Here is a 25180-nt window from a genome sequence, read left to right on the forward strand (position 1 = left end):
TATGCCGTGTTTCGGGGCTTACTGTGTCTTTTGCGGAAATGGTTTTCAGGTTTGGTATCAAAATTGCTGAGCATCCTCGCGCGTGCGCGCGACGGCTCTGAGCCGTCTAGTGAGTGCGTCGGAACTATGTTTGGAAGCTACTCATTTGGCCGTCCGTATTTGCGCGGCATGTCGATGGGAATAAGGGATTTTTATGGGTTATTTGAGATCGACGGCCGCAGCCTGTGCCGTTTGTAGCGCGATAGCAGCCAGCGTCATTGGCGGCGCAGCAGGGGCGGACGTGCCGCGCGCTTTTAGCCAAATTATTGTCAACGGTAACGCGCGGTTTAGCGACCAAGATGTCTTGGCCACGGCAAACCTTCGGCCGGGTGAAATTTACTACGCCGATGATCTGCGCGCCGCGATTGAGGCATTGGAATTCACCGGTGAGTTTGACTTTATCCGCATCCGGTCAGAGGGCCCACGACTGATTGTGACCGTCGATGAAACCCCATCATATGAGGGGCTTTTGACGTTTGGGCTGGGCTATGACAGCGATACGGGGGTGTTTGGTGGGGCTGTCCTATCGCTTGAAAACGCGTTGGGATTGGGGGCTGACGTTCTGGGTGAAATCATCGTCGCCCAAGAGGTACAGACCGCGCGACTGCGTGTGTTTGACAATGATGCCCTGTCCGAAACTACCGGGGTTGGCGTGCGCTTGTTTTACGGCGCCTATGAATATGACAACACGTTGTTCGACTACGAACGCATGTCTATTTCTCCCTATGTCCAGGCGGATGTGGGCGGCGGCCAAATCGAGGCGCGTGTGACATTCACTGAGACAGAAATCAGCGATGTCGCATCCACGGCCTCGGCGATTTTGCAGGGCGATACGGGCACGCAGGACGCGACCGAATTTGGTCTTTCGTACCGCTTTGGGGTGACCAATCCGAACGCTAACCGCTTAACATGGGGCGCGTTGGTCAGCGTGGACTATGGCATTGCCGGGGATGCAAAACTGGTACGGAGTGAGGGGCAGGTCAATGTATTTGCGCCCTTGCCTGCGGGATTTGCGCTGCGCTCAACGCTTGAGCTTGGGCATGTTGCGGGGCAGGGCAGTGCCGTGACGCGCGCGACCGATCGCTTTGTTTTGGGCGGAGCATCGTTACGCGGGTTTGAGCGTGGTGGTGTCAGCGTGCGTGATATCGATGGCGCGGTCGTGACCGATCTGGGCGGGACCCGGTTCGGCGCGCTTCGCACGGATGTTGTGCTGCCCGTTCTGGCAGATTTACCCGGCGTGGATGTATTTGGATTTGTGGATGTGGGCCGCGTTTGGGGGCTGGATAGTTCCGTTACGCCCTCGGGCACGCTGCAAAACACGTCCGATTTGCGGACCTCGGTTGGACTGGGCGCATCCTACGATTTTGCACTTGGACGGCTAGAGGGGTATCTCGCCTCTCCGACGTCAAAGCAAACTGGCGACCAAGAACAGGTGTTTGGTCTTACCTTTCGCGCGCAATTCTAAGGGGCGGCTAGCCGCGGTACACAACGCCTACGGATGCGCAATCGGGGTACACGTCCGGTTTGCGTGAATAAACGCGCGCGGCCCGGCACCCACTTGCCATTACGTGGGCGTGGATCATTGCGGTTAATTCTTCCTGTGTCTCGATGCGCTGTTGGTTAAAGCCGCGCACGTAGTCGACCACATGATCATAGTCAAAAAACTGGCCCTGAGAGACATTAACGCCCTCAACATCCAATTCGATCGAGATGAACACGCGCTGAGTTTTCTCCTTCTCAAAGGCATGCAGCCCCAGGAACATCTCAACGCAGAGATCCTCAATCTTGATCGTGTAGTCAGTCATCGACCAAACCTTCCTTCACCAAAAAGGCCACGTCCCGTGGCAGTTCCCATAGGGTCTGGCCGCCGTCGATTGTGAGGATCTGATCATTGTAGCTTTTGGTGTTCCACATGAACAAAACGGTCTGGGCGATTTCGCCTGGGGTAACTTGACGACCCAAGGGATTGATCCGGCTGCTTTTTTCAAAGTTCGCCTGAGACTGCTTGCCGCTAATCAATGTAATGCTCGGCGCGATGCCTGCCACGCGCGGAAAGCCACCGAAGCGCATCGCTAGCATTTGTGTCGCTGTGAACAGTGCCGCTTTGCTCAGCGTGTAGGTGAAAAAATCGGGATTCATCGCAAAGACTTTGTTGTCCAGCATGTTGACGATGAGGCAGTCTTCCAACCCCTGCGACTGTGCTGCGGTCAGCTCTGTTAGGTAAACGGGCGCCTTAAGGTTAACGGCCATGTGGCCGTCGAACTGTGCCTCATCAATGGTGCCGATGTCATCGTTCATGAACATTGAGGCATTGTTAACCAGCAAGTTGAGTGGGCCAAGCCAGTCGATCACATCCGAAAAGACACGGGTCAGGCTGGCTCTGTCGCTCAGATCGCCTTGAAACACGGCGCAGCTGTCTGCAGTGATCGCGTTCAGCTCGGCTCTCAGGGTCTCGGCCTCGCTGTGCGACGTATTATAGTGCACCGCGACCTTGAAACCGGCGGTCACCAAGGCCCGGGCAATCTCGGCCCCGATGCGTTTCGCGCCGCCAGTGATAAAAGCCGTGGGCATGTTCGTAATCTTCCTTGGGGTAGGGGGCTTGGGCGATGCGTTGCCCGATCCAGTAAATGTATCGCCTGCGGCTTAAGGCAATTTTTCTTTGCAGGTCAATGACAACGCGGTGTGCCAAAGTACAACTTTGACGTGTTTTGATGGCCAGGTCCGCAGTCATCAGTTGGTCTCGTCAAACTGGCCCGGCGGGGTAAATCGGTATCAGTTAACTCTCAATAGGCTGATCAAAATGGCGGTATTTGGGATATTTTGGGCCATCAGTTAAACGCTTGTTGCGCTCGTGATGGATGTCGTATTTTATCAACGATGTCGTTTTTGAGCAATTTTTCATCTTTGATCAATGGGTGCGACAACCGCGCTCTGAGCCGCTTCGTAGCCTGATAGGGGGGCGGCTCCCAAGTTTTCATCAAAACCGAAGAGCGTTGCATGACCGATCCAAAACACATCCATTCCGCTGCCTGCGCCTATGCAGATGAGGTCCGCGCCGGAACCTTGTCGCGCCGTGAATTCTTGACCCGTGCGACGTCTTTGGGCGTCACAACTGCGGCCGCGTATGGCTTGTTGGGGGCCGCACGACCCGCTCGTGCCGCGGCCCACGCGCAGGCGGGGGGCACATTGCGCATTGAATCAACTGTGAAGGCGCTGAAGGATCCGCGTACATATGACTGGCCGCAGATGTCGAACTTTACCCGCGGATATCTGGAGTACCTCGTGGAATATCAGGTGGATGGCAGCTTTGAGCCGATGCTTCTGGAAGCTTGGCAAGTCAATGCGGATGCCACGGAATACACGCTTAAGGTCCGCCAAGGCGTGACGTGGAACAACGGCGATGCCTTTACCGCCGATGACGTCGCGTTCAACATTGCGCGCTGGTGCGAGTCCGCAGTTGAGGGCAACTCCATGGCCTCCCGCATGGGCTCGTTGGTGGATGCCGAAACCGGGATCGCCCGCGAAGGTGCAATCACGGTCGTCGACGATAGCACCGTGCGCCTGACGCTTGGCCAACCCGACATCACGCTGATCGCAGGGTTCTCGGACTATCCAGCGGCGATTGTGCACCAAAGTTTCACAGGCGATCCGTTGGAAAATCCCATCGGGACGGGTCCCTATTTGCCCGGCGATTTTGAGGTCGGCGTAAAAGCGGTCTTGGTCAAGAATGAGAACCACACATGGTGGGGCACCGGTGCCTATTTGGACCGGATTGAATACCTCGACTTTGGAACGGAGCAGGCGGGTATCGTGGCTGCCGTGGACGCGGGTGAAGTCGATATGGTCTACGAGTCCATCGGCGATTTCATCTTGGTGATGGATGCTATCGGGTGGTCCAAGTCTGAGGCTGTCACGGCAAACACGGTCGTGATCCGCGCCAACCAAGAGGCCGAAGTAAACGGGATCAAACCCTACGCGGATGCCCGCGTTCGCAAGGCGCTTGCGATGGCCGTAGATAACGCGGTTCTTTTGGAATTGGGCTTTTCGAACAACGGTCGCGTGGCCGAAAACCAACACGTTTCCCCGATCCATCCCGAATACGCCGAATTGCCGGCGCCCGTGTTCGACCCTGTTGGCGCAAAGGCCCTGATGGCCGAGGCCGGGATGGCTAATTTCGAACACGACTTGGTGTCAATCGACGACACTTGGCGCAAAAACACCTCGGACGCCGCCGCCGCGATGATCCGGGATGCGGGCATCCCGATGCAGCGCACGGTTTTGCCGGGGGCAACGTTCTGGAATGATTGGGCAAAGTACCCGCTCTCTACGACGGATTGGGCGCAGCGGCCTTTGGGCGTGCAGGTGCTCGCGCTGGCGTATCGTTCGGGCGAACCTTGGAACGAAAGCGCATTCGCAAACGCAGAGTTTGACGCGCTTTTGGCGGATGCTTTGGCAATTGCAGACGCTGATCAGCGCCGCGAGGTGATGGCCAAGTTGCAGAAGATTATGCAGGATGAGGGCGTGATTATCCAACCCTATTGGCGCTCCATCTACCGTCACCACAAAGCCAACGTGATCGGAGCGGACATGCATCCAACGTTTGAGATCCACGTCACGAAACTGGGCCTCGCGAGCTAAGCGGGTTCCAACAACACTCCCTGACGCGGGCCATGCTGGCGTCAGGGGGTGGTCAGAAGCGGCGGATGTTTTGAAAGAAGCAGCAGCACGCTCGTCAGACCAATTGCGTCTATGAACAACCGGACGGCGCTCGAAGTGGTGTAGGTGGCGGACGGGATGGGTCTGATGGCGAACCCTCTCCACCTACTAAGTTATTGTAATCATTGATGCGAGGCTGGGTTCGAGTGTGCATCGAGTCAAGCGGCTCTGGGAGCGAACCCGTCAAACAATGGAGCGCGCAGGTTGGCCGCGACTTCCTTCAACGGGTTACCGCTGAGACGTTTTTTGGGGGCCCAAGTGTAATGTTACGCCTACGAGGTTCAAACGTCAGGCAGTCCCGTGATTATCGCCGGAACCTGCGGATCAGACCGGGCGCTGCCGCATAACTCGCAAAGAACAGCACCCCAAAGACCACGACGGCCAGAAATGCATTCTGATTTTGGTTCCACAGCAGCACGCCCGCGATTGGCGGTGCGATGACGAAGGGCGACAGCACGAGCGTTGTGAGCGGGTTTGCAATCTGACGGCGGTTTCGGCCGAGGATGCAGATCTCCAAAGCCCGCATTACCATCTGGTGCACATGCAGCCGATCCGGTGCGGAAACGTCCCTGTTCCTGCGAGACCTCCGATAGATCGCCAGCAATGTATCAGCCACGGGCCAATACATCGTCAGCAAAATGGCCCAGGGCGAGACATCGGGCGAATTGAGAAGCACTGAAATCCCAAACCAACTCAGCACAAAGCCGATCGTGTATGCCCCGGCATCGCCGAGGAAGATCAGACCAAAGGGATAGTTCAGGAGGAAGAACCCGAAGATACCTGCGGCAATCATCATCGCCAGGTGGACCATCGTGGCGTAGCCTGCCAGCTCTGCAATATAGCTCAGTGCAATAGCTGCTGCGATAGCCGTCATAGACACGAGGCCGTTCACCCCATCGATCAGGTTGAAGCCGTTTGCGATACCTGCCGTCACCAGAAGGGTAAGCGGAATGCCGATCGCCCAGTGCGCTACCAGCAGGTCCAGCCCGGGGATTCCGGCGCGTGGCAGCCAAACGCCCAAGAGCCAGATCGCCAGCAAACTCGCGCCCATGGCAGCCAACATCCGCCGTCGAGGCGACATGTGAAATCCAAGGTCCTCTGCCAGCCCCACCACGAAGAGCAGCGAGGTCGCAAGAACGAAATTGGCATACGGCCCAGAGATTGAAACGGGCGCAAAGATCACGCTCAGACCCAGTGCACCGAAGATCGCAACGCCCCCAACACGTGGGGTGAGCCGCGTATGCATGGACTGAACCGCCCTCAAGTCATCTGTGCGCCCACTGAGGCGCGGAAACCGCTTACGCAGCAAAACAACCGCAGCACAAATCACAAACGCAAGCGCGGCCAAAACAAACTCGTGCCATTCAAAATGCAACATGGCTTGGTGAACCAAGGTCAGCCCCTATCAAAGTTATAAATGAGTCTCAGGTTAATGTGGACCGAGTAGGCCAATCGGCCCAATATCGCCAGCATATCTTTTGAGTGCGAGGGGCCTCCGCCCCCAAGTGTTACATTTTCATAACATCTCAAGAGTGAACTAACCGAAAGATGCGCTCACGGGCGCGTGAACCATCGTGCACCAAAACCCGCCAGTTATTCAATCACTCCTTGCTGCCTTTGTCATCATAGGCATAACGTTTGTTGTAGTAATAGTAATAGCCGCCCTTGCCCGACGCCTCGGCCTTGTAGCCGTTCAGGATCGCACCGATGAACTTACCGCCGCCCGCCTCAAATATACGGATCGCGGCCTCAAGCTCGGGCGCCGCGGTCACCTTGTGACGCGCCGCAATCATCGTCGCGCCAACGTATTTTGACAAAATAACAGGGTCGGTCACGGCCAAAATCGGCGGCGCATCCACGATGACGAAATCAAACTGTTCCGAGAGTTGCTTGATCACCTGCTCAAACTTGGGCCGCATCAGCAATTCCGACGGGTTTGGCGGATAGTGCCCCGAGGTGATGTAAAACAGGTTCTCAATCGGACCTTTACGGATCACATCTTCCAGCATCACATCGTCGGCCAGAACTTCTGACAGGCCATTCGTATCTCGCGGACAGTTGAAATACTTGCGCAAAACGCCGCGCCGCAGGTCTGCGTCAATCACCACAACCCGCGTGCCAGCCTGTGCCATCACCGCAGCAAGGTTGACACAGATGAACGACTTGCCAACACCAGGCGCAGGCGAGGTAATCGCCAGCGACTGCGATTTTGCGTCAATCATCCCGAAGTGCATCGAGGTCCGCAGCGACCGCAATGCCTCAACCGAAAGGTCAGTGGGTCGATCAACCGCCAGAATGGACATGGTTTTATTCTTGTTCGACGACTGGTCTGCCAGTTTCGAGAACCCAACAGAGGCAAACACCGAAAGCCCCAGGTTTTCGAGATCCTCAACCCCATCCACCGTCCGGCGCAGCATACGCGGCACGAGGATCGCGCCAACACCCGTGATCAGGCCCAAAACCGCCGCCAGCATGACGATGATTTTGGTGCGCGGCGCGACCGCAAAACGCTCGGTCAGAGCGTTATCAATCACACGGATGTTCCCGATGGTGGAGGCCCGAACAACCTGCAATTCCTGACGACGTTGCAACAGTGACTGATAAATTTCCTGCGCAACCTGCAAATCACGGTTGAGATTGAACACTTCCAACTGCTGCTCGGGCAAGCCTTGGGTTTCCTCACGAATAGCCGCCAGACGCTCCTCAAGGATCACGCGGTTTTCTTCCAGACGCTTGTAGCTCGGGTGGTTCGGCGTCACATCCAATGCCAGTTCCGCTTGCTGCATCTTCAGATCGTTCAGCTGGGTTTCAATCTTTGCGGCACTCGACAGAACCTGCTGGGTTTCAAAGGTCAAATCGACCGAAGACACAGACCGCTGGTAGGAATTGAGCGCCAATTGCGCCGCTTGAACCTGCGCCTCTGCGTCGGGCAGGCGGTCCTGAATGAACTGAAGGCTCTTTTCAGCAGACGCGGCACCGCGCTGAATGTTCTGGCGCACATAGGCCGCCATCACAGCATCCAACACGCCCGAGGCCATTGCACGGTCGGGGTGGCGATACGTCAGACGCAGGATCGACGACTGACGGCCAACCTCGGCAACGCCCAGATCTTCTGACAATTCTGTGGCAATCAGCACCGGATCGCGGCTCGACACGATGTATTCGCGCCCCACAGGCCCCGTCAGCGCATCCACACGCAAAGCAAAGTCTTCGCCGCCCGCAACAGGCGTGCCAACCTGACCAGAAAGCGCGGATCCATCCGGCAATTCTACGTCAAACGATCTCTCATCGGTTTTGACGACAACGATCTCTTCGCCGATCCATTCAGACCGAACCCGCAACACGCCGACTTCAATGGTCTCAGATTGCCACGAATAGGCCTTGAGCCACGAGGTGCCGAAATGCGGCACACCAAGATGGCGGAAGATATTCCCCAAAAAAGGCAACGCGCGCGGGGCGGCATCGATGTGAAGCCCCAAGGCATGCACCGCGTCGCTCGCCACGCTACGGGATTTCAGGATCTCGATCTCGGTCGCCGCGCGACCACCAGAGCCGCTGCCCATCAATGCCTGCAACTCTGCCGGCAGGTCCCCTCCGCTCGACCGTTCCTCTAGCTGAACGAGAGCTGTGGATTGGAAAATTGGCGTCTGGGATTTTGCGTATAAAAACCCGATGATTACAAAACCGACCACAAAAGCCGCGATGAACAGCTTGCGCGCCCAAAGCACGTGGAAAATTTCAGCCAGGTCGATCTCGTCGTCATAGTCATTTTTGTTAGACACGTAACGGCCTCCAATACTTTAGCCGAGCCGTTTAGCCCAAGACCGAGCCGACTTATCGATCTCGGCAAATACCAATTCATGAAATTCGACGCTCTGAAGATAGGGGTCTTCGATGCCTTCATCGCGCTCCCATTTGTCGAACATCATCGTTTTGCCACTCGCGTGCGGGAAATTCTCGCGGATGTATTGGCGATGTTCTGGCCCCATCACCAAAACCAGATCGTGCATCGCAAGAATTTCGGAGCTGATCTGACGGGCCGCGTGACCCTCGACTTTGACGTTGTGCGCGCGCGCAACCGCCGCCGCGTCTTTGTCGACACCCTTGCCAACCAACGCACCGATCCCGGCAGAGGTCACGGTCAAATGCGGGCAAAGCGCAGCTAGAGCACGTTCACCCACAGGCGATCGACAGATGTTCCCTGTGCAGACGACCAGAACCGACTTAAACATCAGATATTGCTCGCGTTTTGATAGAGACTCAAGCTCGGCAACAGGTCAGAAATCAGACGGTTCCAACGCGACACCGGGTCGGTGGTGACAAATACAACGTCTTGCGCCTGCATCGCGAAACGCGTGCCGATCAGATAGGCGCTCGGGTTCGAAACATCCAACTGGAACACGGTCAAACCATCACCATCACGGCGGAACACAAAGATACCGCGAGCATCGGCGCCACGGATATTCAAACCGCCCGCCTCGCTCACGATCTGGGTCAGACTCACGTCACGCTCGGAGATATTCACCGAAGATGCAGTTTTGATCTCACCCAAGACAAAGGCTTCATCTGGCTTGCGATCCGGAACAAATACGGTGTCGCCATCCAGAACCAATGGGTTCGACGACTCGCGGCCATATCTGACAAATGCATCGAGGTTGATTGGATAGGTCTTACCATTACGACGCAAGATCACCCGCTCCGTATCCGCCCGCGCAGGATCGAGGCGCGCCTGCGCCACGAGGTCCAACAAACGGGTCGGGTTTGTACTCAGCGGATAGCGGGCCGGATTTTCCACGGCGCCAGAGATGACCGCGGATTGTGAGTTAAACTCTATCACGCGCACCTCGACCTGGGGGTCGGGGAAATACTCGCTCAAACCTTTGGTCAGCGCTTCGCGGATTTCCGGGACGGTTTTGCCCGAAACCTCAACGGCGCCCACATAGGGGAAGAATACCGTTCCATCTGCTTGCACAACAGTGCCCGGAGCCGGCGCGCCTTCGATGTATTGCGACGGGTCGTTCAGCTCGGACACACCCCAAACGATGATCTTTAGAACGTCACCTGTGCCGACGCGATAAACCCACGACGACCGACCGGGAACAGAGGCGCTTTGCGGAACGCTGGCAGCCGCAGCGGTGAACTGAAGAACGTTTTGATCGTCAAGCAAAACAACCCGGGCATCCGGCAAGACCTCAACCACGGCCTTGCTCAACCCATCACCAGCCACAGGCAATTGGCTCTCACAGGCGCTCAAAAGTGGAAAAAGCGCTGCCCAGATAAAAATTCGCATAGGTGTAGGGCCCTTGATCATCAATTCTCCTGGATGTTTATAAAGCGAAGCATGAACGATTTCGAGCTTTTCATGCATCACAATTACAACGGAAGCAACACCCGCTACCTTCCGAGTAAGTCGCCCGGAGTGCGGCCTCCAGTTCCTGATTGCTGTCGAAATGATCCTCAATCGCCCGCTTGTTGCGCCCCGTCACGAAAATCAGCGTATCGATCCCCGCCGCAATGGCTTCTTCGGCCGCATATTGAATAAGCGGCTTATCGACGATCGGCAGCAGCTCTTTCGGCATAGCCTTGGTGGCCGGCAAGAAACGGGTGCCGAAACCGGCAACGGGAAATACAGCTTTGCGAACGGGTTTCATGAAGATTTTCCGATACGAATTATTTGTGATTGCGGTTATCTATCGAATTCACAAGGACCGCAGCTGGTCTGCCCCGACGGCAACGCGGGTCTGTCCGCCCATGATCTCCATTAGGACCCAGACGCGCCGATCCGGCGCGATCTTTTCGACCTCAGCCACAAAATTGGCAAATGGTCCCTTGGTCAGCGTGACCTGATCCCCAGGCTTCAGAAGCTTCGGGGGCAGTAATTTGCCCTTCGCATCGCAGCGCAACATCAGCTGCGAGACCAGATCCAGCGGCACAGCGGTAGGTTCTTTCCCGAAGCTCACCAGCCGTGTGATGCCGTAGGTCGAGTTGACCGTCCGCCAGAACCCGCGGGCCACATCGAAGGCCACGAAGATGTAGCCGGGAAACAGTGGACGCATGGCGGTGACGAACTTGCCATTGCGCTGGCGTGTCTCCTCTTCCATCGGCAGGAAGGTCTGGAAGCCCTGGCGCTTGAGGTTCTTGTCCGCGATGTTGGCGCAGTTCGGCTTCAGCTGCGCCAGAAACCAGCTTGTGCCGCGATCGTGGAATGTCATCTCGAACCCTCATTAAAACTCTACCGCCCACATATCGCTCGAACTTGAACAGATGCAAGTATGGTTTTCCGGGTGTTCGATTACATTTTGATGAAGATGATGGAGCTTTCACCGCCCAGAGCATTGATATAATGTGATAATTCAGCACTATCAGCTTGATACACTTCTCCACCCACGCAAACGTCCGACCGACTTGAAGACGGATCGGAGGCTGAGTTGGACGGGAGTGGCGAGATTACAGAGTTTCGGGCGGCGCAATATGTGCGCATGTCGACGGAGCATCAGCAGTATTCAACGCACAACCAGTCCGACAAGATCCGCGAATACGCCGAAAAGCGCGGCATCGAAATCATCAAGACCTATGCCGATGACGGCAAGAGTGGCCTTTCCATCGGAGGGCGCGCGGCGCTGCAGCAGCTGATCGCGGATGTGGAATCCGGCGCGGCCGACTTCAACGTGATCCTGGTCTACGATGTCAGCCGCTGGGGCCGTTTCCAAGACGCGGACGAAAGCGCCTATTACGAATACATCTGCAAGCGCGCCGGCATCAACGTCGCCTATTGCGCTGAACAGTTCGAGAATGACGGCTCCCCCGTTTCGACCATCGTCAAGGGCGTCAAACGCGCCATGGCCGGGGAATACAGCCGGGAGCTTTCGGTCAAGGTCTTCGCCGGCCAGTGCCGCCTGATTGAGCTGGGCTTCCGCCAGGGCGGCGCAGCCGGCTTCGGATTGCGCCGTGTGCTTGTGAACGAGCGCGGCGAGATCAAAGGCGAGTTGAAGCGCGGGGAGCACAAATCGCTTCAGACCGACCGCGTCATCCTGATGCCCGGGCCCGATGAGGAAGTGGCCTGGGTGAACAAGATGTATCGCTGGCTGATCGAGGAGGATCTGTCCTTCCGCGAGATCGCCGACCGCCTGAACGAAGAAGGCGTGACCACTGATCTGGATCGGCCTTGGACTTCCGGCACAGTGCGCACGGTGCTGACCAATGAGAAATACATCGGCAACAATGTCTACAACCGCTCCTCCTTCAAGCTGAAGAAGCTGCATGTGGAAAACCCGCCGGACATGTGGGTGCGCAAGGAAGGCGCCTTCGAGGGGATTGTGCCGCTTGAGTTCTTCCTGACCGCGCAGGAGATCATCACGGCGCGGTCTGCACGCCTGTCAGACGAGGAGCTGCTGGATCACCTGAAACGGCTTTACGCCGACGCTGGCCAGCTTTCCGGGGTGCTGATTGATCAGACGCCAGACATGCCCTCGTCTTCGGCCTATCGAAACCGGTTCGGCTCGCTCGCCCGAGCCTATGAGATGATTGGCTATCGCTCGGACCGGGATCACGAACGCATCGCGCTGAACAAGCGCCTGCGCGGGATGCATCCGGAGATCATCGCGCGGACAGAGGCGGCAATTGCGGAGGTGGGCGGCACGGTGGCGCGTGATCCGAAGACCGATCTGCTGACCATCAACGGTGAGATGGTCGTCAGTTTGGTCCTGGCGCGCTGCCAGCCACAGGGCGACGGGCGCCTACGCTGGCGGATCCGGTTTGATCCAATGCGCTATCAGGCGGACGTCACGCTGGCCGTGCGGCTTGATCCCGAGAACCGCGAGGAGCTCGATTACTACCTGCTGCCTTGGCTCGATTTACCTCGGCAGGAAATCCGGCTTTGCAACCGCACCAGCATCGCTTTCGAGGCCTTCCGCTTCGAGGACCTCGGCTTTTTCTACGGCATGACCGAGCGGGTCGGAATTCGCCGGAAATGGGAATGAGGAGCGGATTTATGGAAATCAACGCAAGCACAAAACATGAACAATTTTGCTGGAAAAGGAAACCACACCCATGATGACTGACACACCCGAGAGCGTCACGCTCGTCCCCATCGACCGGATCGAAGTCCTGAATTCGCGGGACCGCAACATGAAGGTCTTTGAGGAGATCGTTGAGAACATCCGCTCCATCGGCCTTAAAAAGCCGATCACGGTGACGGAGCGCGAAGGTGCCGATGGGGCGCCCGCCTATTTGCTGGTCTGCGGCGAAGGACGGCTGAATGCCTTCCGCCTGCTGGGCGAAAGCCATATCCCGGCGCTGGTGGTGAATGTGACCGATGAAGACGCCTTCATCATGTCGCTGGCCGAAAACATCGCCCGGCGGGGTCATCGTCCGCTGGAGATCCTGGCCGACATCGAGCTCTTGCTCGCGCGGGATTATACTATCGACGACATCATCAACCGCACGGGGCTTTCCGAAAAATACGTCCGAGACATCGTCTTCCTTTTGGAAAAGGGCGAAGAGCGCCTGATCGAGGCGGTGCAAAATGGCACTATCCCGCTGACCACCGCCCTCGAAATCGCCCGCGCCAAGCACGATGACGAAAACCTCGGCGACATGCTGGAAGAGGCCTACAAGACCGGCCAGCTGAAAGGTCATCAGATCACGGATGCCAAGCGGCTGATCGAAAAGCGTCGCGAAAAGGGCCCCAAAACCGGTGGCGATCGCCCGAAGTTGCCGAACTCGGCGCACTCGCTGGTCAAGACCTACCAGCGCGAGGTCGCCCGCCAACACAAGCTTATGCTGAAAGCCGATCATGCGCATCAGCAACTGCTCTTGGTGGTCCAGGGGCTGAAACGCCTTTTTGCCGATGAGCACTTCGTGACGCTCCTGCGTGCCGAAGGCCTCGACAGCCTGCCGAAATACCTCGCCGACCGCATTGAAACCGCCTGAAACCCGAAAAGGAACATCCCATGAATGATCTCAGCACAGTAAAGCCGCTTTACCCCGGGGCCTTTCCTCAGCCTGACGCGGACGACAGCGACGCGCCCTATCCCAAGGCGCCGTTGAACCTGACCCTCGGGTTTGATCTTGAGACCTTCCAGATCCCGCTCGAAGAGCTCATGCCATCGAAAAAGGTTCCGGACGGTGTGATGACCACGCGCAAGTTCAAGCAGATCGTTTCTTCGATCCGGGAAATCGGTTTGATCGAACCGCTTTCCGTGATCAAGCCGGACCAAGATGCGGCCGGGTTTCTGCTGCTGGATGGCAATCTGCGGGTGCTAGCGCTGAAGGAACTGGGCCAGGACACGGCGCCCTGCTTGATCGCCAAGGATTTTGAGACCTATACCTACAATCACCGGATCAACAGGCTTTCGACGGTGCAAGAGCACTACATGCTGCGCCGCGCCATTGACAAGGGCGTCAGCAAGGAACGGCTTGCACGCGCGTTCAACGTGAACCTCTCGACGATCAACAGCCGGATCAACCTGCTGCACGGCATCTGCCCCAAGGCGGTGGAACTGCTCCAGGACCACCAGTTCACGCCGGATGTGACTCGACACCTGCGCAAGATGAAGGCCGCCCGACAGATCGAAGCGGTCGAGCTGATGATCGCGGCCAACACCATCACCGCCGCCCATGCGGACGCCCTCCTGAAGGCTACGCCGCCGGAACAGCGCACCGACTACAAGCCGCCGCTGCCGGAACAGCCCAAGGGCGATCCGCTGGAACAGATCGTCAAGCTCGAGCGCGAGATGAGCCAAGTGCAAGAAAAGTACAAGCATGCCGAGGAAAACTACGGGTCCGAGCTGCTGAACCTCGTCGTCGCCAAGGGTTACCTGAAAAAGCTGATGGAGAACGAGGCCGTAAGGTCCTACGTGGCGCGGCATGCGTCCGAGATCCTCGAGCAGTTCGAACTGGTGCTGAACACCGTCAGTATGGAGGAAGCGGTGGAACAGGCGGAGCGCGAGGAAGGACCGGGCGGGACCACGTCGGCGGCGCAAGCCCAACCGGCGCAAGACGGCACCGAGGCATTATCGGGCCTGGGCATGGATGGTCAACTCGGGTGATGGGCTCGGCTCGGGATGAGCTTCCGAAATCTTTGCCCAATTGGCTGATCCCAAAGCGACTTGTGGCCGTGTGTCGAGGAGCTATCGCTAAGCCGCGCACGGGATCGACGACCAACCAAGATCATGATGTGGCCTTGTGTTGACGGGGTCGTTCAGTTATGAGCTTGTTACATTCAAGGTCTACGGATTTAAAATGGGTATGAGTTCCAGCCACAGCCTCCCTCCGGGGCAAGGCTCCGCTTGCGTCTGAGCGCCCAGCTCACAGATCGACAACTGCGATTTTATTGACGAATACCTCGTGAATATCTGAATTTCCTCTTGTTTGCGCCCGCAGCATTTGCTATCGCTCGGAACTGAGCGATGTGGAAATTATTCTCATCATCACCTTTGCATCCGACAAGGCGCCCTACTGGCAGTCCTTGTGCGGTAGCCTGAGAAAATCCTGAAATGACCAGCAAGCGCACCAAGCTGCAGGAGGACACGCATTTTCGCGTGCTTCGTCTCCTGCAAGAAAACCCTGAAATGTCACAGCGGGAGTTAGCTGAGGCGGTCGGCGTAAGTGTCGGCGGGATACACTATGTGTTGAACGCCTTGATCGACAAAGGGCTTGTTAAGTTGGGGAATTTCACGGCGGCAGAAGACAAGCGGCGGTATGGCCGCTTTGGGCCACAGCCCCAGGGTTTACGATCGGGCTGTCGTTGAGCTTTCTGCGGTGGCGTAACAGAACGCAAGTCAAAAGCGCGTAGCGGAAAACTGGCTATGGGCGTTGATCCCGACGTTCTCGCGTGCGGCCCGGCGCTGCCAGAAGGTGTCTGACATCATCCTGATCTCGCCAGTGTGGTCATAGCTATAAGCCAGTTGGAGATATTCGCGCACAGCCGCGGCCACCATCTGCGCCAGCGCCGCGATGGCTGGGTCCTGTCGGTCCATAAGGAAGTTGTGGCGCAGATGCCCAAGATGGTTGGTCTGATCGCCAACGTTGCGGCCATCGTCCGTGTCCTGAATACGGTTTGCCACTGCGTCCTCGGCTGCCAGCGCGTAAAGGCGGTCATTGAAGCCCTCGGGCATCTCCCAGTGCTTGTGCATGACGAAGGCCGGGTAAATCAGCTGCAGCTCGGTCGTGGTGGCAATTTCCATCACACGACCTCCAGGATGATCTTGCTGATCGCGGTGTAATGCTCAGTGTTGATCTTGACAGCGATCTGGTCGCCCGGGCTGAGCCCCAGCGCCTCGACGACAAAGCTGCCGACCCCGCTTGCATCTGTCGTCAGTCGTCGCTTGGGCAGATAGCCGGCGTCACTCTCGAGCTTGAGCGCCAGCTCATGGGCGCAGGGCGCGCCATCTCCATTCCAGCGGAGAGCAATCGGCACCTCGGCCCGCCCACCCGTGGGAACCGAGAGTGCCGCAGGGTCAGATGGCACAGCGTGGAAGTAGAACTGCTTGAACCACTGCCCGTCATTCGGGATTGTTGCATCATCGATCTGGCCAGCGACAGTGGTGCCGTTCAGCAGGATTGGGTCCTGATCGCAAAGGATCTCGATCCGGGTCGAGGACAGCGGCCCCTTGATCGGCATGAAGATCACCAGTGCATTCGAGGCCTGCATGCGCGCACGGTGGCGAAACGACAGGTCGACCTTCTCTCGCGCGGATTGGGCAAAGCGGTTGCGCCAGGGCTGCGGAAAGCCCGCATTGTCAGTCATGATGTCGATCAGAGCGTGATCGGTGATTTCGTCATGGCCGCGCATTCCATCGAGGAAGACATAGGACCGGCCTTTATAGATCCCGCCATGGGTACAGCCCGGCAGATCGGGCACAAAAAGCCCATTGCCGCGCATATCAACGAAGCCAGCGCCCCGTTCCTGGTCAAAGGGCGTGGCGAGTTCCGCCGAGAGGTCAGCCCATACCATCGCTCCGACGCTGTTGCGCAAGCCCTCACCAGCCTGACAGCGCGCAAAGACTGCAATTCCGGCGTAGGTGTCCTGGACATCGACGGCGTAATGCAGCGGCGTGCCCGTGTTGTAGATGACATGCAGTCCGGTCTCGATCACGGTGCGGTCCTTTTCAGCTGGTCGACCTCCTGAGCGAGGTCCTTGATGGCCTCGACGAGGAGACCCACGAGATTGCCATAGGCGAGGCGCAGCACGCCCTCCGTCTCCACAACGGCCTCCGGGGCGACCGCCTGCACGTCCTGTGCGATGAGGCCCAGCTGCCGGGTATCACTGCCCGTCATGGTGAAGGTGACGCCGGTGAGCGCCTGCACTTTGGCCAGCGCATCCGCGATGGGCGCGATGTCGGATTTGAGCCGCGCGTCGGACGAAGAGACGAAGTTCGGCGCGGTCACCGTGCCAGAGAAGGTCGCCCCGCTCAGGAGTGCGAAGGCACTGGCATGGCTGCCATCAAGCAGATCGGCATCAATTCCCGACCCAGAACCATCCACCGTCACCAACTTGGCACGCACCTGCGCCGCGGTGTCCGGCGAGCCGTCTGCTCCTGCGGGGCCTTGTGGACCGGTTGCACCGGTTGGGCCCGTGGGACCTGCAGGTCCCTGCGGTCCTGTCGGGCCAGTGGCGCCAGTATCACCCTTGGGACCTGTCGCGCCGGTTGGTCCAGTGGCACCTGTTGAGCCTTTCAGGTTTACGTAAGCGCCCCAGGTTGATCCGTTATAAAATCGCAGGCTGGTCCCGGACCATTGATGCGCTGGTGTCGGTCCTGTGGCACCCGTTGGGCCCTGAGGACCGGTCGTACCTGTATCACCTTTCGGGCCTGTTGCCCCTGTTGGACCGGTGGGACCCTGAGGCCCTGTTGGCCCGGTCGCACCTTGGGGACCGGCCGGTCCCGTGGGGCCTTGCGGCCCAGTCTGTCCGAGTTCGATCACGGTTTCGGCGCCGGAGACGCGTTTCAGGAAGAGCTTTCCGTCAGTGACATTTACGGCGAGTTCTCCGGCAGCGAGTTGCGCCGTGCTGGGCACCCGGCCGGCCACGGTCGTTCTTTTGACCAAAACGGTATTTGCCATGATCAGAAGGTCCCACCGTCAAGGGTGATCCCGTTGATCGATCCACCGGTGATCGCGACATTGCTGGAGGCTTGCGTGGCCATGGACCCCAGTCCGAGGTTCGAGCGCGATGTTGCCTTGTTCGGTAGGTCTGAGAGGTTCGAGGCTGCCGATAGCTTGCCCGCCAGCGCATTCGTGACCGTGGTCGCAAAGTTCGGATCATCGCCAAGCGCCGCCGCCAGCTCGTTCAGCGTGTCCATCGCGCCGGGAGCGGCATCGATGAGCGCCCCGATGGTGGCGGCGACAAAGGCTGTTGTCGCAATCTGCGTTGTGTTCGTACCGGCCGTTGCAGTGGGGGCCGTCGGCGATCCTGTCAGTGCAGGCGATGCAAGAGGTGCCTTTGCATCCAGCGCCGTCTGGAGCCCCGTAACTTGCGCGATCGAATGGCTGTGGCTTGAGGGCGTAAAGCTCGTGGGCTTGCCCGTGATCCCAGACCAAGGCACGGCATCTGCAATTTCTGCGGCATCCACCTTTCCATCATTGTCCGTGTCATAGGTGGATTTTGCCATGTCGCCAGCACCGAAGCCGGCAATGGCGGTGTTCACGAAGGCCGTCGTTGCAATCTGCGTCGAGTTCGTGCCCGCGACCGCTGTCGGTGCCGTGGGCGATCCTGTGAAGCTTGGTGACGCCAAGGGCGCTTTCGTCGACAGCAGGCCGTCGACCTGGGACTTGCGAACAAGATCGGTCCCGCCGCTGGCATCTTGTCCGGATTTGGGGACCAGGGAGAAGGTCTTGGACCCGCTGACGGTCTGTGTGCCGACGAGTGCAATGAACCCACCGCTGCCGGCAACCGGCACGATGGCGGTTGCATTGCCGCTGCCGTCGTCGCCCTTGCCGACATAGACAGTATTGTCGACCTCGTTATGGGCCAGTTCGCCCGATTTGAGCGCAGCGGGCGCCCCAGCCACGCCCGAGACGCGGCGTTTCAGCTGGATCGTATTGGCCATCAGAAAAATCCTCCATTGATGGGGGCGTCGGTGGGCAGGATCGTGATGCCCGGATCACCTTGATCGCCCTTGTCGCCTTGTGGGCCTGTCGCGCCCTTCGGTCCTGGCTGGCCGCCAAGCCGGATGCGGAATGGTCCAGAGACCACGCGTACCTTGATCGGCGCAGTGATCAGAATTGGACCTGTCTGCCGGATCGCTTCGCTCATGGGCTCAGCCCTCGCGTCACTGGCAGCATCACGGGGATTTCGAGCAGAAAGCCCAAGTGCAGATCCGGCTCGAGATCGGTGCGCACCAAATCCAGCACCACGCGTCCGGGTGCCAGCGATGCTGTTTGGGAAGGCGTCAGAGACAGTTCCAACACAGTCTCTGTGATGTGCTGTATCCCTCCATCAGCGCTCGAGAGTTCTGCCAAGAGCGTTGGATCACTCGGTTTGAGGCGCAAATGGCCCGCATAGCGAGCCCCTTCGGCAAAGACTGGTGCGTCAGCCTCAATCTGCAGCCGCCAGGCGTAGCCGATGAGAATGGCCGGACCTTCGCTCAAGGTGGCCAATGTCATGGCTGCCACCCGCAAAGCCGCGACCCAACCTCGTTATGGGCAACGATCTGGGCCAGAGTGCCGTCGCTCAGCACATCAGCACGAGAAGGACGAATAGGCTCGGCCCAATCGCAATCGTCCCGCAAACCTCGCGGGTCAATCGCGCATCCAGCGGTCAGCCCGACGCTCAAGATCGGTACGATCAGTGTTTTGAAGGTCATGACGGATGTCCTTGGACGTTTGCAGCGCGCGGACACGGGCATCGGCGCGGCGGATGGCGAGATCGGCCTCTGCGGCGTGCTTGCCCTGCCGGAGCAGGATCCAGACGGTGATGCCCATGGCCACAACAATCGCGCCCCAATAAGCGAAGCGTCGGCCAAGGCCCGCAAACAGCGTGGTCAAGATAGCAATCATGCGGGAGCTCCCAGAGAGAGGGCGACGCAGCGTGTATCGAGCAGCAGCACGGATTGTCCGCGCGCATGGGCAACGGTCCGCATTTGATCATACGTTCGAACAGCGGCATCTTCGCAGGCGGCGAAGTCTGGAAAACGAACTGGGCTGATCCCACTGCCGCAGTCAGGCAGGCTGTCGCCTGCGATGCAGGAGACAACGATCAAGACCCAAGTCATGGCGTCTTCCCCGTGCGGTGATCGTCGATCCGGGCCGCCTTTGCGCGCAGCGCATAAAAGACCACGCCGATAAACACCGCCGCGCCGATCCAAGGCAGGGAGACGGAGAGCCAGTTTTCCAGCCCGATCAAGGTGAACACGCGGCTGGCCATGTCTCGGGCCTCTTCGGCCTCCATGAGCGCAGGGGCGATCTGACTGCCAATCGATCCCACCGCGCCAATCACGCCCAGACCGATCTGCGCATTGGCCGCCGTCATAATCCGGCTATCCGTGGGGACACCAGAAGCCCGCTCGGGGGCGATGTCCCGCGGCGTGGCATGTTCCAGCGCCTCAGTCAGCGCGACATCGATGATCGGCACGAGAGCCAGATCGTTGTCGTTTCGGAAGGCCAAAATGGCAGCACGTGTCCGAGGGCCCATCGACCCATCGATTTGGCCGACTTCGTGATAGCCCAGATCCTTCAACCGCTGCTGAACCGCCGTCACCGACAGCGTCACAGCAGGTGCGACATTCCCGGCGCGCCGCACACCGAGGAGTTTCGAGACCGGAAAGCGTTTCACAGTGACTGCGTCGTCTTGGTTGCCGCCCAGACCCCAGACCCAAGCGCCCTCGATCCGATCGATAAAGAACACGTGCCCCTGCCAGTTGGAATTGCCGCGCGGAATGACCCCGATGTCGCCTTGCTGGGCATCCACCACCTCGACCGGTACACCCCAGTCGAGATAAGACCGTGCGGTCAGCTTGCGTGTCGAGCGGATGCCAGCCCTCTCAAAGCAATGCCCGATAAAGGCGGCGCACCAGGCCACAGAGTCGTGTTCGACCCAGTCGTGACCGACCGAGGCATACATCTCCATGATGACGGGGTTGTCGGCGGGGCCCAGGCCCTCGGTCGTGCCGATGTAGCTGCGGGCGATGTCAAACGGCTTCATGGCCATCCTCCAATAAAAAAGGCCGCCCTTAGGCGACCTTGTGGCAGTTTCTCGATTGTCTTTTGTGATCAGCGAAGAGCCGTAAGGCTTGGTTGAGCCTCTCCGGTCAGCGCCTCAGCAGCCTTCACGCGCTGCGCTTGCTGGAGCCAGTCATCTACAGCCGTCTCCGCCGATGGACCAAGCCCCGTGATGCCCGCCAACTGGATCTCAAAAAGGCCAGGTTTCTGGGTTTCATCCTGCCAAAAGCCACCGGTTTGCAACACGATTGCCCGGATCACCTCCACAGGGTTCGAGGCCGAGGTCACTTCCGTAAGCAATGCAGGTAGGTCCGAGCTGGACATAAAACTCTCCAGTCAAAAAGGGGATGCCCGGTAGATGGCGGAGGAAGATTACAAGTTCAAGACAAGCTCAGGGTTTCCGGCGCCCAAGCCAGGTGGCGAGAACGGCTTCTGCCCCCCGAGGCCCAAGATAGGCGAGCGTCGCGACAAATCCGGTCGAAACAGGCTGAGTCAGGCCAATATAGCGCGCCGCCGCCTCCCCGATCAGCGCCATGCCGACGGCGACGGGGATTTCCCAAAGGAGTTCCTTGCCAAAGAAGCGGCGGTTGCCGAGCTTTACCTCCCCCGAATGCCACATCAGCCGTCCGGTGAAGGCACCAATCAGCGTGGTAACCGCCCCGCCGAAGAACGAGTTGATCATGTCGATGAACCCACCGTCATTCATGGGCGTGCCTCCTCAAGCGCCGCCACACGGGCGGCCAGTTCCTTGACGGCCTCGATCAAAAGGCCGGTGATATTGCCGTAGGCGACGGAGAGCTGACCCGCATCATTGTCGCGGACCACCTCGGGCAGCACCGCCTCGACCTCCTGAGCGATCACGCCGATCTGGCGCGTGCCATCCATCGTGAAGCGCACGCCGCGTAAGGCGCTGACCAAGGCCAGCGCGTTGACGATGGTCTCAACATCGGATTTCAGTCGGGCATCTGACGAAGAGACGAAGTTCGGGGCAGTGATGACGCCAGTGAAGGTCGCGCCAGCGAGCGCAGCCTTCGCCGAGATCGCCGCGTCGTAATCGGCGGCGGATTTCGTCGCCATGGTCCCGAGCCCGAGGTTCGTGCGCGCGACGGCCGTGTTCGCGAGCCCCGCCAGATTGCCTGCCGCATCGAGCAGCGCATCCCAGCCCGTGTTCGTGGCGTTCCGGCGGCGCAGCACCGGCGGAGAGACCGAGGTGTCGACCCAGAGCATACCTGCCGTCGTCGCTGTTGGCGCCGAGGCCCCGGCACTTGTTGATTGCAAGGCCGCAATCACCTCATTGATGCGCGCCCGCACGGCTGCGCCCGCGTCGTTCGCGATCACGAAGCTGGATGTCTGGGGCATTTCAGCATTTTCCGTTCTCAATCAAAAAGACGTGCGGGCATTCGCGCTCAAAGCGCAGCCGAGAGGCAGCGAAGGCGTTTGCCTTAGGAACGGAAAGCGCGTTCACGCGACCTCATCGGCATAGAGCCGTAGCTGCGAGACGATGGGCGTGTAGGACGCGTCCTTCGTCGTGAGATGCGCCCGCGCTTCCACCGCGCGGGCTTCGATTTCGTGATTGTCGAGACGGCCCCAGGGACCCCAGTTCGGCGATGCAGCCGGATCGTCATCGGTCTCGCGGATCTCGAAGAGCACGTCGATTTCTGCGCCGGCCGATCCGTCGAAGTCAGCCCAGCTGTCCATCATCGTGGTCCTCGCATCGATCCGGTCATTCAGCGCGAGCGCTGCCACGCCGATTTCCGAGCGCAGTCGCACGCGTTTCACCGCGCCGAGATCGAGCCCGGTGGCAAAGCCGTATTGCCCCTCCATCGTGCTGACCTGCGTCACGCCATTTGCGGTCGCTGTAGCGAGCGTCAGGGTCGCACCTGTGACCTGAAGGCCGGATTTCGGGCCAAAGAAGCCGGGGTCTGCCTGCAAAAAATCCAAGGTGGAGAAGGCAAGCACCTGCGCGCCCTTGGTCGAGACGCGGGTTTCAGGGCCGGCACGCCCGCCGCTGTCTTCGGCGCGCACGAGATAGGTACCAGGTTTGAGCGGTACGACGGCGATGGCTTCACCGCCCGAGACCCGGTCCATCGAATAGCTGTCGGCCCAGGTTGCCGTCGCTTCCTTTGAGTGCCGGATCACGATGTTGCCACCGACCCGCACATCGGGATCCACCGAGCGGGTCCATTTGAGGATCGCCAGCCCACCCGCCGTTTGCAGCGTCACATTCTCGAGCTGCGCCGGTGGAGCGGTGAGCCCGAGGATTTCGACCGCTGTTTCTTGCCAGGGCGAGGACACGCCCAAGACCGAGATCGCCTTGACGCGGAAAGCCCAAGCACCCGGCGCAATGTCACGGATTTCCAGCGTGGTGCCATCGGTGCGTCCATAGTCGATCCACTCGGTTGCGCCCGCCAGTTTCCCCTGCAGCTGGTATGCAGAGACAAATCCAGACGGTGCAGCTTCCCAGCTGATCTTGGCCAAAACCTTCAGCCCACCGCCGTCCCGCGTCACATAGAGGTCTTCGGCGACCTGCGGCGCGCCGGGTGCGGGGATGTCGTAAGCATTGGGCAGGGCTGTCCGTGGAGCGGCTGCGTAAATCTGCTGTTCGGAAGCAGACCAGTCATAGACGAGGGGCGAGGTCTCGCGCAGGACCAGCTCCGGCAGGAGCAGTGCGCCATCGCCCGAAGCTGTCAGATCAAAGCTGACCCCATGCACCTCGAAGGGTTTCGCGGCAAAGCCCCAGCGCGCATAGGACAGCGTCACCACATCGCCGACGGTAGCCGCCCAGGCCGACAGTTTCCCCGAGAGCCGCACCGTCATCTGCCGTCTCGCACGTTCAAGTTCGATCTTGGCCAGCCGTTGCGCCATAGACGCCGAGATCGTGAACGGCAGCGAGATGTCGCGCCATTTCCGCTCCCCGCCGTCCTCGGCGAGGTAAACATTCGAGGCATAGGCCGGGAAGTCATCCGGCTGCCAATCGTTCTCGGGGCTGACGAACTGCCCGCGCACGCCGTTGAAGTTCGATGACATCGTCACGCGCGTAGCGAGCGTCAGCCCGCCTTCGCGGACATGGTCCGAGGTCAGCGCCACATCAGGCGCGCGCCAAGCACCCGCATGGATGCGCCAGGACCCGCCCGAGAAGGCGCAGCGACCGGCTAAGCTGGAGAGCATTCCCTCGATGATCGTCTTCGGGACCTCGGAGAGGGTGATCACCCCGTTGCAGGCATAGCGTGGCTCGGATCCACCGCCTGCAAGAGGAACGGTCTCGTCGCAGATGTTCGCCGCCTCGACCAAGGACATCTCGTCAATCCCGTCGGGTTGGCCGATGCGCGCGCCGATGCCCCAGGTCGAATTGGCCATGTAATCAGCCAAGCAAAGGGCGGGGTTTTCCGAATAGCCCGCGGTTTGGGTCCGCGGGTCCCAGATGTCGTCTTTTCCCTCGAGATCGACCGTGATGTTCGGGATCCCGCCCGGGAAGACGTCCTGGTCATAGGTGAGGCGCAACCGGATCGCGGCACAGCCCCGCAGCCGATGGTTCTCTGTCCACTTGTCCGGCAGCGCGGATTTCAGGCCGGCGAACGCGGTCTGGTTGGCGGCGCCGAGTTTCTTTTCAACGAGGACCTTTCCGGCCCATCGGCCTTGCGCGGTACCCGCGGCATTCACAGCCACTTCGCCTTCGAAATAGATCGCTCCGATCGATTTGACGCGATGTGTGGCCAGCACGATCACCAGATCGAGGTATTTGTTATCCGACCCCGAGGAGTGCAGGAAGACGATGACCCCGCCCTTGCGGGTGCGGCCATAGACGAGGTCGCGCGGCACGACGGGCTCGCGGATCGTCACCGTCCGCGGCTGCATCGTGGTCTGCGGTTTTGGCATCAATGCCTGCGCCGCATAGGACAGCAGAAGCGTGCCGCCGATCCGCAGAAGGGCCGCGCCAATGCCGCCTGCAGCCAATACGCCACTGATCGCCCCCGCGATCGCGGTGACGGCTGTCACGATAAAAGGCATGAGGTCAGTCCAGGTTCAGGTTGGCCAAGCAAGCCGACAAGAGGTGAGCGGCACGGTCACGAGGCCCTCCGGCGCCATCCCGACGGCGCTGGCTCCAGTGCAGATGCCGAAGCCAAGACCGGTGTCGGCCAGAACCACATCACCGCGTTGAGTAAGGAGAACGGCCTGACGAGGCTCACCCAAGAGCGCGCGCCCCATTTCTTCGAGCGAGGCCCAGCCCAAGCGGCGCATTACCCGCTCGCCGCCGAGCGCTGTGGTG

At 59.4% G+C, this 25180-nt stretch carries 27 protein-coding genes and 2 pseudogenes; 6 read left to right on the plus strand and 23 right to left on the minus strand.

Annotated features, from left to right (window positions below):
- Window positions 1-193: 193 nt before the first annotated feature.
- Window positions 194-1504, plus strand: coding sequence for a BamA/TamA family outer membrane protein (locus tag PM04_RS12120; RefSeq protein WP_038007116.1), 1311 nt, complete (start codon window positions 194-196; stop codon window positions 1502-1504).
- 7 nt (window positions 1505-1511) lie between these two features.
- Here the strand turns inward: PM04_RS12120 and PM04_RS12125 are convergent, their stop codons facing one another.
- Window positions 1512-1844 (minus strand): dihydroneopterin aldolase, encoded by a 333-nt coding sequence (locus PM04_RS12125; protein WP_038007119.1) that lies wholly within the window; start codon window positions 1842-1844, stop codon window positions 1512-1514.
- Window positions 1837-2610 (minus strand): SDR family NAD(P)-dependent oxidoreductase, encoded by a 774-nt coding sequence (locus tag PM04_RS12130; protein ID WP_038007121.1) that lies wholly within the window; start codon window positions 2608-2610, stop codon window positions 1837-1839. Before PM04_RS12130 ends, PM04_RS12125 begins: the two co-directional genes overlap by 8 nt.
- A 426-nt stretch (window positions 2611-3036) precedes the next feature.
- Here PM04_RS12130 and PM04_RS12135 point away from each other — a divergent pair, with 426 nt between their 5' ends.
- The gene (locus PM04_RS12135; RefSeq protein WP_038007123.1) at window positions 3037-4677 is read left to right on the plus strand and encodes an ABC transporter substrate-binding protein; all 1641 of its coding nucleotides are present in this window, start codon (window positions 3037-3039) and stop codon (window positions 4675-4677) included.
- Between the two features lie 382 nt (window positions 4678-5059).
- Here the strand turns inward: PM04_RS12135 and PM04_RS12140 are convergent, their stop codons facing one another.
- The 6 genes and pseudogenes from PM04_RS12140 to PM04_RS12165 form a co-directional block, all read right to left on the minus strand.
- Window positions 5060-6148, minus strand: coding sequence for a glycosyltransferase (locus tag PM04_RS12140; RefSeq protein WP_152600851.1), 1089 nt, complete (start codon window positions 6146-6148; stop codon window positions 5060-5062).
- Between the two features lie 208 nt (window positions 6149-6356).
- A complete protein-coding gene (locus PM04_RS12145; RefSeq protein ID WP_038007125.1) occupies window positions 6357-8537 on the minus strand; it encodes a polysaccharide biosynthesis tyrosine autokinase in 2181 nt (726 codons plus the stop codon).
- A gap of 18 nt (window positions 8538-8555) precedes the next feature.
- The gene (locus PM04_RS12150; protein ID WP_038007127.1) at window positions 8556-8987 is read right to left on the minus strand and encodes a hypothetical protein; all 432 of its coding nucleotides are present in this window, start codon (window positions 8985-8987) and stop codon (window positions 8556-8558) included.
- The gene (locus PM04_RS12155; RefSeq protein WP_161785919.1) at window positions 8987-10066 is read right to left on the minus strand and encodes a polysaccharide biosynthesis/export family protein; all 1080 of its coding nucleotides are present in this window, start codon (window positions 10064-10066) and stop codon (window positions 8987-8989) included. The genes PM04_RS12150 and PM04_RS12155 overlap by 1 nt, the downstream gene beginning before the upstream one ends.
- A 100-nt stretch (window positions 10067-10166) precedes the next feature.
- Window positions 10167-10406, minus strand: a pseudogene (locus PM04_RS12160) (sugar phosphate nucleotidyltransferase); the annotation flags it as partial.
- Between the two features lie 48 nt (window positions 10407-10454).
- The gene (locus tag PM04_RS12165; RefSeq protein WP_038007131.1) at window positions 10455-10967 is read right to left on the minus strand and encodes a transcription termination/antitermination protein NusG; all 513 of its coding nucleotides are present in this window, start codon (window positions 10965-10967) and stop codon (window positions 10455-10457) included.
- 216 nt (window positions 10968-11183) lie between these two features.
- Between PM04_RS12165 and PM04_RS12170 the strand changes: the two genes are divergently transcribed.
- The 4 genes from PM04_RS12170 (at window position 11184) to PM04_RS12185 (ending at window position 15506) form a co-directional block, all read left to right on the plus strand.
- Window positions 11184-12734, plus strand: a complete 1551-nt coding sequence (locus PM04_RS12170; protein ID WP_255347913.1) for a recombinase family protein — start codon at window positions 11184-11186, stop codon at window positions 12732-12734.
- A gap of 70 nt (window positions 12735-12804) precedes the next feature.
- Complete coding sequence (locus tag PM04_RS12175; RefSeq protein ID WP_038007133.1) at window positions 12805-13686, plus strand: ParB N-terminal domain-containing protein; 882 nt, start codon at window positions 12805-12807, stop codon at window positions 13684-13686.
- Window positions 13687-13706: 20 nt separating this feature from the next.
- Complete coding sequence (locus PM04_RS12180) at window positions 13707-14804, plus strand: plasmid partitioning protein RepB C-terminal domain-containing protein (protein ID WP_084212705.1); 1098 nt, start codon at window positions 13707-13709, stop codon at window positions 14802-14804.
- 447 nt (window positions 14805-15251) lie between these two features.
- Window positions 15252-15506: a winged helix-turn-helix transcriptional regulator gene (locus PM04_RS12185; protein WP_084212706.1), complete on the plus strand. Its 255-nt coding sequence runs from the start codon at window positions 15252-15254 to the stop codon at window positions 15504-15506.
- A gap of 30 nt (window positions 15507-15536) precedes the next feature.
- Here the strand turns inward: PM04_RS12185 and PM04_RS12190 are convergent, their stop codons facing one another.
- The 15 genes and pseudogenes from PM04_RS12190 to PM04_RS12255 all read right to left on the minus strand — a co-directional run.
- Window positions 15537-15941: a hypothetical protein gene (locus PM04_RS12190; RefSeq protein WP_038007136.1), complete on the minus strand. Its 405-nt coding sequence runs from the start codon at window positions 15939-15941 to the stop codon at window positions 15537-15539.
- Window positions 15941-16852: a hypothetical protein gene (locus PM04_RS12195; protein WP_038007138.1), complete on the minus strand. Its 912-nt coding sequence runs from the start codon at window positions 16850-16852 to the stop codon at window positions 15941-15943. The genes PM04_RS12190 and PM04_RS12195 overlap by 1 nt, the downstream gene beginning before the upstream one ends.
- On the minus strand, window positions 16849-17817 hold the full coding sequence (locus PM04_RS17415; RefSeq protein ID WP_052077305.1) for a tail fiber domain-containing protein: 969 nt from the start codon (window positions 17815-17817) through the stop codon (window positions 16849-16851). Before PM04_RS17415 ends, PM04_RS12195 begins: the two co-directional genes overlap by 4 nt.
- Before the next feature lie 2 nt (window positions 17818-17819).
- Window positions 17820-18803, minus strand: coding sequence for a hypothetical protein (locus tag PM04_RS12205; protein ID WP_038007141.1), 984 nt, complete (start codon window positions 18801-18803; stop codon window positions 17820-17822).
- A complete protein-coding gene (locus tag PM04_RS12210) occupies window positions 18803-19009 on the minus strand; it encodes a hypothetical protein (RefSeq protein ID WP_038007144.1) in 207 nt (68 codons plus the stop codon). The genes PM04_RS12205 and PM04_RS12210 overlap by 1 nt, the downstream gene beginning before the upstream one ends.
- A complete protein-coding gene (locus PM04_RS12215) occupies window positions 19006-19359 on the minus strand; it encodes a hypothetical protein (RefSeq protein ID WP_038007146.1) in 354 nt (117 codons plus the stop codon). The genes PM04_RS12210 and PM04_RS12215 overlap by 4 nt, the downstream gene beginning before the upstream one ends.
- Window positions 19356-19559, minus strand: a complete 204-nt coding sequence (locus tag PM04_RS18090; RefSeq protein ID WP_152600852.1) for a hypothetical protein — start codon at window positions 19557-19559, stop codon at window positions 19356-19358. Before PM04_RS18090 ends, PM04_RS12215 begins: the two co-directional genes overlap by 4 nt.
- Window positions 19495-19752: a hypothetical protein gene (locus tag PM04_RS12220; RefSeq protein WP_038007147.1), complete on the minus strand. Its 258-nt coding sequence runs from the start codon at window positions 19750-19752 to the stop codon at window positions 19495-19497. Before PM04_RS12220 ends, PM04_RS18090 begins: the two co-directional genes overlap by 65 nt.
- On the minus strand, window positions 19749-19967 hold the full coding sequence (locus tag PM04_RS12225; RefSeq protein WP_038007150.1) for a hypothetical protein: 219 nt from the start codon (window positions 19965-19967) through the stop codon (window positions 19749-19751). Before PM04_RS12225 ends, PM04_RS12220 begins: the two co-directional genes overlap by 4 nt.
- Window positions 19964-20896: a TIGR02594 family protein gene (locus PM04_RS12230; RefSeq protein ID WP_038007153.1), complete on the minus strand. Its 933-nt coding sequence runs from the start codon at window positions 20894-20896 to the stop codon at window positions 19964-19966. Before PM04_RS12230 ends, PM04_RS12225 begins: the two co-directional genes overlap by 4 nt.
- Window positions 20897-20964: 68 nt before the next feature.
- A complete protein-coding gene (locus tag PM04_RS12235; protein WP_038007155.1) occupies window positions 20965-21237 on the minus strand; it encodes a hypothetical protein in 273 nt (90 codons plus the stop codon).
- 67 nt (window positions 21238-21304) lie between these two features.
- Entirely contained in the window at window positions 21305-21619 is a 315-nt protein-coding gene (locus tag PM04_RS12240) for a phage holin family protein (RefSeq protein ID WP_038007157.1), read from the minus strand.
- Window positions 21616-22293 (minus strand): tail fiber domain-containing protein, encoded by a 678-nt coding sequence (locus tag PM04_RS17685; RefSeq protein WP_152600853.1) that lies wholly within the window; start codon window positions 22291-22293, stop codon window positions 21616-21618. Before PM04_RS17685 ends, PM04_RS12240 begins: the two co-directional genes overlap by 4 nt.
- Before the next feature lie 81 nt (window positions 22294-22374).
- The gene (locus PM04_RS12250) at window positions 22375-24921 is read right to left on the minus strand and encodes a phage tail protein (protein ID WP_038007159.1); all 2547 of its coding nucleotides are present in this window, start codon (window positions 24919-24921) and stop codon (window positions 22375-22377) included.
- A 15-nt stretch (window positions 24922-24936) separates the two neighbouring features.
- Window positions 24937-25180 (minus strand): annotated as a pseudogene (locus PM04_RS12255) (hypothetical protein); the annotation flags it as partial.

It is taken from the genome of Thalassobacter sp. 16PALIMAR09, from assembly GCF_000765485.1.
Lineage (GTDB): Bacteria > Pseudomonadota > Alphaproteobacteria > Rhodobacterales > Rhodobacteraceae > Thalassobacter > Thalassobacter stenotrophicus.

What these genes read in the sequence shown, in the direction of transcription:
- PM04_RS12120 (WP_038007116.1), top strand. Translation starts at nt 194, where the DNA reads ATGGGTTATTTGAGATCGACGGCCGCAGCCTGTGCCGTTTGTAGCGCG.
- PM04_RS12125 (WP_038007119.1), bottom strand. Translation starts at nt 1,844, where the DNA reads ATGACTGACTACACGATCAAGATTGAGGATCTCTGCGTTGAGATGTTC.
- PM04_RS12130 (WP_038007121.1), bottom strand. Translation starts at nt 2,610, where the DNA reads ATGCCCACGGCTTTTATCACTGGCGGCGCGAAACGCATCGGGGCCGAG.
- PM04_RS12135 (WP_038007123.1), top strand. Translation starts at nt 3,037, where the DNA reads ATGACCGATCCAAAACACATCCATTCCGCTGCCTGCGCCTATGCAGAT.
- PM04_RS12150 (WP_038007127.1), bottom strand. Translation starts at nt 8,987, where the DNA reads ATGTTTAAGTCGGTTCTGGTCGTCTGCACAGGGAACATCTGTCGATCG.
- PM04_RS12155 (WP_161785919.1), bottom strand. Translation starts at nt 10,066, where the DNA reads ATGATCAAGGGCCCTACACCTATGCGAATTTTTATCTGGGCAGCGCTT.
- PM04_RS12165 (WP_038007131.1), bottom strand. Translation starts at nt 10,967, where the DNA reads ATGACATTCCACGATCGCGGCACAAGCTGGTTTCTGGCGCAGCTGAAG.
- PM04_RS12175 (WP_038007133.1), top strand. Translation starts at nt 12,805, where the DNA reads ATGATGACTGACACACCCGAGAGCGTCACGCTCGTCCCCATCGACCGG.
- PM04_RS12180 (WP_084212705.1), top strand. Translation starts at nt 13,707, where the DNA reads ATGAATGATCTCAGCACAGTAAAGCCGCTTTACCCCGGGGCCTTTCCT.
- PM04_RS12185 (WP_084212706.1), top strand. Translation starts at nt 15,252, where the DNA reads ATGACCAGCAAGCGCACCAAGCTGCAGGAGGACACGCATTTTCGCGTG.
- PM04_RS12190 (WP_038007136.1), bottom strand. Translation starts at nt 15,941, where the DNA reads ATGGAAATTGCCACCACGACCGAGCTGCAGCTGATTTACCCGGCCTTC.
- PM04_RS17415 (WP_052077305.1), bottom strand. Translation starts at nt 17,817, where the DNA reads ATGGCAAATACCGTTTTGGTCAAAAGAACGACCGTGGCCGGCCGGGTG.
- PM04_RS12205 (WP_038007141.1), bottom strand. Translation starts at nt 18,803, where the DNA reads ATGGCCAATACGATCCAGCTGAAACGCCGCGTCTCGGGCGTGGCTGGG.
- PM04_RS12210 (WP_038007144.1), bottom strand. Translation starts at nt 19,009, where the DNA reads ATGAGCGAAGCGATCCGGCAGACAGGTCCAATTCTGATCACTGCGCCG.
- PM04_RS12215 (WP_038007146.1), bottom strand. Translation starts at nt 19,359, where the DNA reads ATGACATTGGCCACCTTGAGCGAAGGTCCGGCCATTCTCATCGGCTAC.
- PM04_RS18090 (WP_152600852.1), bottom strand. Translation starts at nt 19,559, where the DNA reads ATGACCTTCAAAACACTGATCGTACCGATCTTGAGCGTCGGGCTGACC.
- PM04_RS12220 (WP_038007147.1), bottom strand. Translation starts at nt 19,752, where the DNA reads ATGATTGCTATCTTGACCACGCTGTTTGCGGGCCTTGGCCGACGCTTC.
- PM04_RS12225 (WP_038007150.1), bottom strand. Translation starts at nt 19,967, where the DNA reads ATGACTTGGGTCTTGATCGTTGTCTCCTGCATCGCAGGCGACAGCCTG.
- PM04_RS12230 (WP_038007153.1), bottom strand. Translation starts at nt 20,896, where the DNA reads ATGAAGCCGTTTGACATCGCCCGCAGCTACATCGGCACGACCGAGGGC.
- PM04_RS12235 (WP_038007155.1), bottom strand. Translation starts at nt 21,237, where the DNA reads ATGTCCAGCTCGGACCTACCTGCATTGCTTACGGAAGTGACCTCGGCC.
- PM04_RS12240 (WP_038007157.1), bottom strand. Translation starts at nt 21,619, where the DNA reads ATGAATGACGGTGGGTTCATCGACATGATCAACTCGTTCTTCGGCGGG.
- PM04_RS12250 (WP_038007159.1), bottom strand. Translation starts at nt 24,921, where the DNA reads ATGCCTTTTATCGTGACAGCCGTCACCGCGATCGCGGGGGCGATCAGT.